Raw genomic sequence first — 10,282 nt, forward strand, 5'->3', positions numbered from 1 at the left:
CATGCCCGGGGTCGGCCGGGCCCCGCTCGGAGCCCCTAGCCCGCGGGCCGCTCGGCGGCCCGGAGCGCGTGCAGCCGGGCGCGCCGCTCGGCCTGCTCGCCCGGGTCCGGCACGGGCAGCGACGCCAGCAGCCGCTGCGTGTAGGGGTGCTGCGGGTTCCCGAGCACCTCGGCGCCCGTGCCCTCCTCGACCAGCTCGCCGCGGTAGAGCACGGCGATGCGGTCGGCCAGGAGGTCGACGACGGCCAGGTCGTGGCTGATGAACAGCGCCGCGAACCCGAGCTCGCGCTGCAGCTCGGCGAAGAGCTCCAGCACGCGCGCCTGCACGGACACGTCGAGCGCGCTGGTCGGCTCGTCCGCGACGAGCAGCGACGGCTCGAGCGCGAGCCCGCGGGCGAGGCTCGCGCGCTGCCGCTGCCCGCCCGAGAGCTCGTGCGGGTACCGGTCGCCGAACGCCTTCGGCAGCTGCACGGCCTCCATCAGCTCGTCGACGCGGCCGCGCGCGGCCTGCGGGGTCTTCGCCCGGCCGTGCACGATGAGCGGCTCGGCCACGCACTCGGCGATCGTGAGGCGCGGGTTGAAGCTCGTCGCCGGGTCCTGGAACACGAACCCGATGTCGGCGCGGAGCTTCCGGAAGGCGCGCTCGCGCACGCCCAGCATCTCGGTGCCGAGCACGGTCATGGATCCGCCCGTCACGGGCGTGAGACCCGCGATGGCGCGGCCGATGGTGGTCTTGCCGGAGCCCGACTCCCCCACGAGCCCCAGGACCTCGCCGGCCTCGATGTGCAGGTCCACGCCCTTCACGGCACGGAACGCGGGGCTGCCGAGGCGGCCCGGGTACTCGATCTCGAGCCCCTTCGCCACCACGACGGGCGCCGCGGTGGATCCCGACGCCTCGCGCGCCCGGGTGCGCACGGCCGCCCGCTCCACGGTGGCGGCGACGCCCTCGCCGAGCTTCGGCACGGAGGCCAGCAGGTTCCGCGTGTACTCCTCCTTCGGCGACGCGAAGAGCGTGGCCACGTCGGCCTGCTCCACCAGCCGCGAGCGGTACATGACCGCGACGCGGTCGGCGAGGTCGGCCACCACGCCCATGTTGTGCGTGATGAGGATCACGGCCGCGCCGAACTCGTCGCGGCAGCGGCGCAGCAGGTCGAGGATCTCGGCCTGCACGGTCACGTCGAGCGCGGTGGTCGGCTCGTCGGCGACGATGAGGCCGGGATCCAGCACGAGCGCCATCGCGATGACGACGCGCTGCTTCTGGCCTCCCGAGAACTGGTGCGGGTAGTGGTCGACCCGGGTCTCGGGATCCGGGATGCCCACGCGGCGGAGGATGTCGATCGCCTTCGCGCGGCCCTCCTTCTTCGAGACGCGGCCGTGGGCGCGGAGGCCCTCGACGATCTGCCAGCCCACCGTGTGAACGGGGTTGAGGGCCGTGGACGGCTCCTGGAACACCATCGCGACGTCGCGGCCGCGCGCCTGGCGCAGCTGGTCGGCCGAGATCGAGAGCACGTCGACCGCGCCCTGGCCGGTGCGGTCGCTGAGGAGCACGGCGCCGTCGGTGACGGCGGTGTCCGGCAGGAGGCCGAGGATCGTGCGGGCGGTGACGGACTTGCCCGACCCCGACTCCCCCACGATGGCGAGGATCTCGCCGGGCGAGACCGTGAGGGACACGCCGTCGACCGCGCGGACGTCGCCGCCGTCGGTCGCGAAGGTCACCCCGAGGTCGCGGATGGAGACGACGTCGCTCATGCGGACACCTTCTTCTTCTCGGCGCGCTTGCGGGCGCGCAGCTTGGGGTCGGAGATGTCGTTCACGCTCTCGCCCACGAGCGTGAGCCCGAGGACGAGGAGCACGATGGCGACGCCGGGGAAGACGCCCGTCCACCAGACGCCGCTCGCGGTGTCCGCGAGCGCGCGGTTGAGGTCGTAGCCCCACTCGGCGGCCGACGTCGGCGAGATGCCGAAGCCGAGGAAGCCGAGGCCCGCCAGCGTGAGGATGGCCTCGGACGCGTTGAGCGTGAGGATCAGCGGCAGCGTGCGGGTGGAGTTCCGCAGCACGTGCACGAACATGATCCGCGGCGTCGACGTGCCGATGACCTTGGCGCTCTCGACGAACGCCTCCGCCTTCAGCCGCACGACCTCGGCGCGGATCACCCGGAAGTACTGCGGGATGTAGACGACCGTGATGCTGACGGCCGCCGAGAGGATGCCGCCCCAGAGGCTCGACTGCCCGCCGTTCAGCACGATGCTCACCACGATGGCGAGCAGCAGCGTCGGGAACGGGTAGATGGCGTCGGCGATGACGACGAGGATCCGGTCGAGCCAGCCGCCGAGGTAGCCCGAGACCACGCCGAGCAGCACGCCGACGAACAGCGACAGGATCACGGCGATCACGACCACGGACAGCGCGGTCTGCGTGCCCCACACGACGCGGGAGAACACGTCGTAGCCGCCGACCGTGGTGCCCCAGATGTGCGTGCCGTCGGGCGCGGACTGGCGCGGGAAGGAGCCTCTGTCGTCGCGGCCCTGCGCGAAGCCGAACGGGGCGATGAGCGGCGCGAAGGCCGCCAGCAGGATGAAGATCCCCGTGATGACCATGCCGGCGACGAGCATGCCGCGCTGGAGGCCCACGCTCTGCCGCACGTGCGACACGAGCGGCAGGCGCTGGAACAGGGTGCGGCGCGCCGGGGCGGGCGCGGGTGCCGTGGTGGTGTCGGTCATGTCAGTACCTCACTCGCGGGTCGATGAGCGCCGCGACGACGTCGACGATGAAGTTGGTCACGGCCACGATCACGGCCAGGAGCGCCACGATGCCCTGCACGGCGACGAAGTCGCGCGCCGCCAGGTACTGCGCGAGCTGGAAGCCGAGGCCCCGCCACTCGAACGTGGTCTCCGTGAGCACCGCGCCGCCGAGCATCACGGCGATCTGCAGGCCGACGACCGTGATGATCGGGATGAGCGCGGGCTTCAGCGCATGCCGCGTCGTGAGGCGGAACTCGCCGACGCCGCGGGAGCGCGCCGCGTCCACGTACTCGGTGCCGAGCGTGGAGATCACGTTGGTGCGGACGAGCCGCAGGAAGATGCCCGCCGTGAGGAGGCCCAGCGCGAGAGCCGGGAGCACCGCGTGCTCGAGCACGTCGCCCACCGCCGTGGGGCTGCCGAGGCGGATGGCGTCGATCAGGTAGATGCCGGTCGGGTTCTCCAGCCGGCCGAGGGCGACCTCGACGCGCGTGTCGGCACGGCCGGACAGCGGCAGGATCCCGAGCCACACCGAGAAGACGAGCTTGAGCAGCAGACCCGCGAAGAAGACGGGCGTGGCGTAGGCGAGGATCGCGAGGATCCGCAGCACGGCGTCGGGCGTGCGGTCCTTGAAGTACGCGGCGACGAGGCCGAGCGGGATGCCGATGAGGAACGCGACGATGAGCGAGTAGATGACGAGCTCGAGCGTGGCCGAGCCGTACTGGAGCAGCACCTCGCTGATGAGCCGGTTGTCGGTGAGCGAGCGGCCGAAGTTGCCCGTGGCGATCTGGCCGAGGTACTCGAGGTACTGGACGATGATCGGCCGGTCGAAGCCGGCGGTCGCGAGGCGCTCCTGGAGCTGCTCCGGCGTCAGGCGGTCGCCCACGGCGGCGGAGATCGGGTCGCCGACGATGCGCATGAGGAAGAAGACCAGCGTCACGAGGATGAACACGGTCGGGATGATGAGCACGGCGCGGATGAGGATGTACTGGCCGAGCCCGATCCCCTGCTTCCGGGCTCTGGGCTGCTGCGCCCCGGGGGGCGCGGACGCGGGAATCGCGTCCGGAGTGACGGTCACGGCGGAGATGCCTTTCGGGTCGAGCGTGCGGGTGGTGCGTCCGGTCGGGTGCCAGCGCGGGTGGCACAGGCATGGGGCGTCCCGCCGCAGCGGGACGCCCCATCCGTGGAGGCCGTCAGTCTAGGAGACGGCCTCCGTCGGGCCTGCTAGCCCTTGGTGATCGGCGCGTAGCGGAACTTGAAGGAGGCGTCGAGCGTCACGCCCTTCACGTCCTTGCCGGCCACCGCGACCTGCGAGCCCTGGAGCAGGGGCAGGGTCGGCAGGTCGGCGGCGACCTCGTCCTGGATCTGGCCGATGAGCTCGGCGCGCTTCGTGGTGTCCGCCTCCGACAGCTGCTGCGTGATGAGGTCCGTCACGGTGGGGTTGTCGTAGTGGTTCTTGACGAAGGACTGCGGGGAGAAGAACGGCGTCAGGTAGTTGTCCGCGTCCGAGTAGTCGGGGAACCAGCCGAGCTGGTAGGCCGGGTACTCGTCGTTGACGCGGGCCTTGCTGTACTGGTCCCAGATCGTGGACTGCAGGTTGACCTGGAACAGGCCGGTCGCCTCGAGCTGCTGCTTGATGAGGGAGTACTCGTCGTCCGAGCCGGCGCCGTAGTGGTCCGGGTTGAACTGCAGCTGCAGCGCGACGGGCGTCTGCACGCCGGCGTCGGCCAGGGCCTTCGCGGCCTTGTCCGCGTCCGGTCCGCCGTCGCCGTCGCCGTAGACGCCCTTGAGCGCCTCGTTGGCGCCGGAGAGGCCATCGGCCACGTAGGAGTAGAGCGGCGTGTAGGTGCCGTTGTAGACCTCGGTCGACAGCTCATCGCGGTCGATGAGGTCGGCGGCGGCCTGGCGGACGGCCAGGGCCTTCGCCTCGTCGGCCTCGCCCGTGGTCTTGCCGAAGGGCTGCGTGTTCAGGTTGAACGTGATGTAGCGGATCTCGCCGCCGGGGCCGTCGATGACCTGGACGGAGTCGTCCTTCTTGAGGTCCGCGATGTCGGTCGCGCCGAGCGAGCGGCCCGCGACGTCGATCTCGCCGTTCTGCACGGCGAGCTTCATCGTGGTCTCGTCCGCGTAGTAGCGCGCGGTCACGCCGCCGTTCTCGGCCTTCGGCAGGACGCCCTGGTAGTCGGGGTTCGGCGCGTAGGCGACGAGCTGGTTGAGGTCGAAGTCGGTGATGACGTACTGGCCCGCGAAGGCGTTCGCCGCGACGATGTCGGCCGGGTCGGCGAGCGCGTCGGCCGGGAAGACCTCCTCGTCGACGATGGGGCCGGCGGGGCTGGAGAGCACCTGCTCGAACGTCTGGTCGTTCGCGGTCTTCAGCGTGAAGACGACGGTGGTGTCGTCGGGCGCCGCGACGGACTCGACGTTGGCGAGGAGCGACGACGGGCCGTTGCCGTTGTCGGCGCCGTTGGCCGCGATCGCCGCGGTGCGGTCGAAGGTGTACTTGACGTCGCTCGCGGTGAGCGCGTGGCCGTTCGCGAACTTCAGGTCGGGCTTCAGCTCGACCGTGAACTCGTTGGGCGACGTGTACTCGCCGGAGACGGCGAGGTCGGGCTCGACGTCGGGGCTGCCGTAGGGGCTGTTGAAGAGGAACGGGTAGACCTGGTTCTGCACCGCGAACGAGCCGTTGTCGTACGAGCCGGCGGGGTCGAGCGAGAGGACCTTGTCGGTCGTGCCGACGACGATGGATCCGCCGCCGGACGCGCCGTCCTCGGCGAGCGGGTCGCCGGATCCGCCGGAGCAGCCGGCGAGGACGAGTGCTGCGGCGGAGAATCCGGCCGTGGCGAGCAGGACGCGAGAGCGCCGGGTGAATGCGGACGTCATGTTCCGAGTGCCTCTTTCATGAAGGGGATCGCGCCCGCGCATCGGGAAGACACGGACGCTGTGCTGTGCATGATTTCTAACACACGGGAAACAGCAGCCCGGACCCGGGGGACGTGCGGGGACGCTTCTTCACACGAATGAAACATGGCCCGGGCGCCTCTCCCGTGCGCGCAGAGCACTTCGCGCCGACCGATTTCCCGCTATTCGCGCAATGCGCGCCGCTCGGCCTCGACCTGCATCAGCTCGCGCTGGATCTCCTGGTAGCGCTCGCGCTCGTGGGTCGCGTCGGTGCGCTGCAGCCGCCCGATGAGGTCGGCCTTCCGGCGCAGCAGGTCGCGGCCGACGAGCTCGGCCGTGACGCCCTTCACGTAGACGGCGAGCTTGTCGGCGTCGCCGCGGTTCGGCAGCGGCGCGACGCCGAGCTGCTTCACGAGCGTCGCGAACGACTCCGGCACCTCGAGGGCCACGCGCGACAGCCAGTCCGCGCCGCCGAGCGCCTCCATGCTCGCGATCACGCCGTCGCGCACCACCGCGAGGCTCTCGTTGACGAACGCGACCTGGGCCGCGCGCATCACGAGGTCGTTCCCGACGAGCTCGGGGTGCTGCAGCATCGCCATCAGGGCGTCGCGCTCGAGGCGGGTGGCCAGGTCGGTCGGCAGGTCCATGAGCGACATGGAGCGGGCGCTCTCGATCCCCTCCTCGTCGCCGCGGCCGGATCCCCCGCCGTGCTGCCCGCCCTGCGCGTGGCGCCCCTGCGGCGAGCCGCCGGAGCGGTCGGCGCCGTCGGCGGGCATGCTGCGCCCGGCCGTCTGGACGGCCCTGCCCACCTCGGTGAGGTCCATCCCGAGCCAGCCCGCGAGCTCGCGCGCGTAGCCGGGGCGGAGCGACGGGTCGCGGATGTCGGCGACCACCGGTGCCGCGGCCCGCAAGGCGGCGACGCGCCCCTCGACGGTGTCGAGGTCGTGGTCGGCGAGGATCTGCTTGATCGCGAACTCGAACATGGGCTTCTTGCCCTGGATCATGCGGCGGACGGCGTCGTCGCCGCGCGTGAGGCGCAGGTCGCAGGGATCCAGCCCGTCGGGGCCGACCGCGACGTAGGTCTGGGCGGCGAACCGGCGCTCCTCGGAGAACGCGCGCATGGCGGCCTTCTGCCCCGCGGCGTCGGGGTCGAACGTGAACACGACCTCGCCGAGGCCGCTGTCGTCGCCGAGCACGCGGCGGAGCACCTTGATGTGGTCGACGCCGAAGGACGTGCCGCACGTGGCGACCGCCGTGGTGATCCCGGCGAGGTGGCACGCCATGACGTCCGTGTAGCCCTCGACCACGACGACCTGGCGGCCGCGGCTCACGTCGCGCTTGGCGAGGTCGAGCCCGTAGAGCACGGAGCTCTTGTGGTAGACGGGCGTCTCGGGGGTGTTGAGGTACTTGGGGCCCTTGTCGTCCTCGCGGAGGCGGCGCGCGCCGAAGCCGACGGTGGCGCCCGTGAGGTCGCGGATGGGCCACACGAGCCGGCCGCGGAACCGGTCGTACGCCCCGCGGTCGCCCTGGCTGAGGAGCCCGGCGGTGACGAGCTCGGCCTCCGTGTAGCCCTTGGCCTTGAGGTGCGTCGAGAGCGCGTCCCAGCTCTGCGGGGCGAATCCGACGCCGAAGCGCTGCGCCGCGCCCTGGTCGAAGCCGCGCTCCCCGAGGAAGGTGCGGCCGATCTCCGCCTCCTCGGATCCGAGCTGCTCGACGAAGAACTCCGCGGCCGCCTCGTTCGCACCGAGGAGGCGCGACCGGTTTCCCTGGTCGGTAGCGGCCTGGCCGTCCTCGTAGTGCAGCTGGTAGCCGATCCGCTGCGCCATGCGCTCGACGGCCTCGGCGAACGTGACGTGGTCCATGCGCTGCAGGAACGTGTAGACGTCGCCGCCCTCGCCGCATCCGAAGCAGTGGTAGAAGCCGACCTGCGGCCGCACGTGGAAGCTCGGGGTGCGCTCGTCGTGGAAGGGGCAGAGGCCCTTCAGGGATCCGACGCCCGCGGACTTCAGCGTGACGTACTCCCCCACCACGTCTCCGAGGTTGACCCGGGAGCGGACCTCGTCGATGTCGCTCTTCCGGATCAGGGCCATTGCTGCATCCTACGTCCGGGCCGCGGCCCGCCCAGGCGGCTCAGAAGACGGGCCTGGCGCACAGGCGCTCGTACCAGGCGATGGCCGACTGGTCGGTGAGGCTGGCCACCTGGTCGACGATGACGCGCTTGCGGGCGCCGTCGTCCGCCGCCTGGTGCCAGTCGCCCGCGAAGCCCGGGTCGAGCTCGTCGGCGCCGCGCGCGTGCAGGGCGTCGGCGAGGCCGGCGAGCACCTCGCGCTGACGGGCGTAGATGGGCTGGCGCGTGTTCTTCGACATGACGAACGCCGCGACGATGCCCTTGAGCACCGCGATCTCCGCCTGGATGGCCCGCGGGACCACGACGTGCGCACCGAAGCGGATGAGGCTGCGGTCGGTGTGCGTGGCGCGCGTGAGCTGCGTGGCGGCGCCCGCGAACCGGCCGATGAGCTGGCTCGTGAGGTCCTTCAGGGCGGCCTGCGCGCCGCGCCCGCCGTCGTACTCGTCCACCCACACGTCGAGCGAGTCGAGCCGGTCGAACGCCTGGATGAGCTCCTCGTGCGAGTGCGCCCCGCCGATCCACGCGACCATCGAGTCGACGAGCTCCTCGTGGTCGACGCGGGCGCCGAGCGCCCGCACGTCGACGTAGCCGCCGACGATGGCGTCCTCGAAGTCGTGCACCGAGTACGCGATGTCGTCGCTGAGGTCCATGACCTCCGCCTCGATGCAGCGGCGGCCCGCGGGCGCGCCCTCGCGGAGCCACTCGAAGGCGGCCACGTCGTCGTCGTAGAAGCCGAACTTGCCGCGGCCCGAGGGATCCGGCACGGACTGCGAGCTCGGCCACGGGTACTTGCAGCTCGCGTCGAGGCTGGCGCGCGTGAGGTTGAGGCCGTACGGCCGGCCCTCCGGCCCGATGACCTTGGGCTCGAGCCGGGTGAGCAGGCGCAGCGTCTGCGCGTTGCCCTCGAAGCCGCCGATGTCGGACGCCCAGTCGTTGAGCGCCCGCTCGCCGTTGTGCCCGAAGGGCGGGTGCCCGATGTCGTGCGCGAGGCAGGCGGTGTCGACGACGTCGGGATCCAGGTCGAGGCTGGAGGCGAGCTCGCGGCCCACCTGCGCCACCTCGAGCGAGTGCGTGAGGCGGTTGCGGGCGAAGTCGAGGCCGGCCATCGGGCTCAGCACCTGGGTCTTGGCGGCCAGGCGGCGGAGCGCGCTGGAGTGCAGCAGGCGGGCGCGGTCGCGCGCGAAGTCGCTCCTGCGGGACGAGTGCTGCTCGGGGTACCACCGCTCGGCGTCGGTGGCGCTGTACGCCGACCGCTCCTGCACGCTCTCAACCGCCACTGTTGTGGATCTCCCCGTCCGCGATGTCCATCGCATCCTGCGCGTCGATGTCGCGGCTCTCGAGCCACCGGTCCGGCAGCGCCGTGCGCTTCATGCTGCCCTGGCGGCCGCGCGCGCCCTCGGCGCCCGCGCCCGGGTAGGGCTGGTCGCGGTCGAGGGTGGCGAGCAGGCCGTCGATCTCGTCGAGCGACGACGCGGAGGCGAGCGCGGCCCGCAGGTCGCCGCCGACGGGATAGCCCTTGAAGTACCAGGCGACGTGCTTGCGCGCGTCGCGGCAGCCGCGCTCCTCGCTCTCGAAGAACTCGGCGAGGAGCTCGACGTGGCGGCGGAAGGTGTCGGCGACCTGGCCCTGCGAGGGCTGCGCGCGCGGCGTGGCGGCGGGATCGAGGCCTGCGGCGCGCGCGTGGAACGCGGCCGCGAGGTCGCCGAAGAGCCACGGACGGCCGAGGCAGCCGCGGCCGACGACCACGCCGTCGGCACCGGTCTCGTCCATCATCCGGATGGCGTCCTCCGCCGCCCAGATGTCGCCGTTGCCGAGGACCGGGACGCTCGCGATGGCCTCCTTGAGCTTCGCGATGGCCGACCAGTCGGCGTGGCCGCTGTAGTAGTCGCTCGCCGTGCGGGCGTGCAGCGCGATGGACGCGACGCCCGCGCCCTCGGCGGCGCGGCCGGCCTCGAGGTACGTGAGGTGGTCGGCGTCGATGCCCTTGCGCATCTTGACCGTGAGCGGGATGTCGCCCGCCGCCTTCACGGCGCCCTCGACGATGTCGGTGAACAGCCCGAGCTTCCAGGGCAGCGCCGCTCCCCCGCCCTTGCGGGTGACCTTCGGCACGGGGCACCCGAAGTTCAGGTCGATGTGATCGGCGCGGTCCTCCGCGACGAGCATGGTGACGGCCTCGCGCACGGTCTTCGGATCCACCCCGTAGAGCTGGATGGAGCGCACCTTCTCCGACGGGTGGTGCGTGATGAGGCGCATGGACTCGGGCGTGCGCTCGACGAGCGCGCGGCTCGTGATCATCTCGCTGACGTAGAGGCCGGCGCCGAACTCGCGGCAGAGCCGGCGGAACGCGCCATCTGACCCACCCTCCCCAGGCGCGCGCCGCCTGGCCCCCGCGCGGATCCCGTCCCGCGTCCGCCGCCCGCCGTCCCGTCTGGGAGAATCGAGCCGTCATGTCCTCTCCGACCCTCGCCCCCGTCCCCTCCGCGGCCGACGCGCCCGGCGCGCCGGCGCCCGCCGCCGAG

6 protein-coding genes and 1 pseudogene are annotated in these 10,282 nt (G+C 72.0%); all 7 read right to left on the minus strand.

Translation table 11 applies throughout. From position 1 onward, the window contains the following. Positions 1 to 35 precede the first annotated feature (35 nt). Positions 36 to 1,748 carry a dipeptide ABC transporter ATP-binding protein gene (locus DZG00_RS07605; RefSeq protein WP_119455502.1) on the minus strand — a complete coding sequence of 571 codons (1,713 nt, stop codon included), beginning with the start codon at positions 1,746 to 1,748 and terminating at the stop codon, positions 36 to 38. Next, complete coding sequence (locus tag DZG00_RS07610) at positions 1,745 to 2,719, minus strand: ABC transporter permease (protein ID WP_119381671.1); 975 nt, start codon at positions 2,717 to 2,719, stop codon at positions 1,745 to 1,747. The genes DZG00_RS07605 and DZG00_RS07610 overlap by 4 nt, the downstream gene beginning before the upstream one ends. Position 2,720: 1 nt before the next feature. Beyond that, positions 2,721 to 3,815 (minus strand): ABC transporter permease, encoded by a 1,095-nt coding sequence (locus tag DZG00_RS07615; protein WP_119381670.1) that lies wholly within the window; start codon positions 3,813 to 3,815, stop codon positions 2,721 to 2,723. Between the two features lie 146 nt (positions 3,816 to 3,961). Continuing rightward, the gene (locus DZG00_RS07620) at positions 3,962 to 5,617 is read right to left on the minus strand and encodes an ABC transporter substrate-binding protein (RefSeq protein WP_119381669.1); all 1,656 of its coding nucleotides are present in this window, start codon (positions 5,615 to 5,617) and stop codon (positions 3,962 to 3,964) included. A gap of 200 nt (positions 5,618 to 5,817) precedes the next feature. Further along, positions 5,818 to 7,725 (minus strand): DNA primase, encoded by a 1,908-nt coding sequence (dnaG, locus tag DZG00_RS07625; RefSeq protein WP_119381668.1) that lies wholly within the window; start codon positions 7,723 to 7,725, stop codon positions 5,818 to 5,820. A gap of 40 nt (positions 7,726 to 7,765) precedes the next feature. Continuing rightward, positions 7,766 to 9,025 (minus strand): deoxyguanosinetriphosphate triphosphohydrolase, encoded by a 1,260-nt coding sequence (locus DZG00_RS07630; RefSeq protein WP_119381672.1) that lies wholly within the window; start codon positions 9,023 to 9,025, stop codon positions 7,766 to 7,768. Positions 9,026 to 9,029: 4 nt separating this feature from the next. Beyond that, positions 9,030 to 10,136, minus strand: a pseudogene (dusB, locus tag DZG00_RS07635) (tRNA dihydrouridine synthase DusB); the annotation flags it as partial. Positions 10,137 to 10,282 lie beyond the last annotated feature (146 nt).

Origin of the sequence: Clavibacter lycopersici (assembly GCF_003576405.1) — a bacterium.
Classification (GTDB): Bacteria; Actinomycetota; Actinomycetes; order Actinomycetales; family Microbacteriaceae; genus Clavibacter; species Clavibacter lycopersici.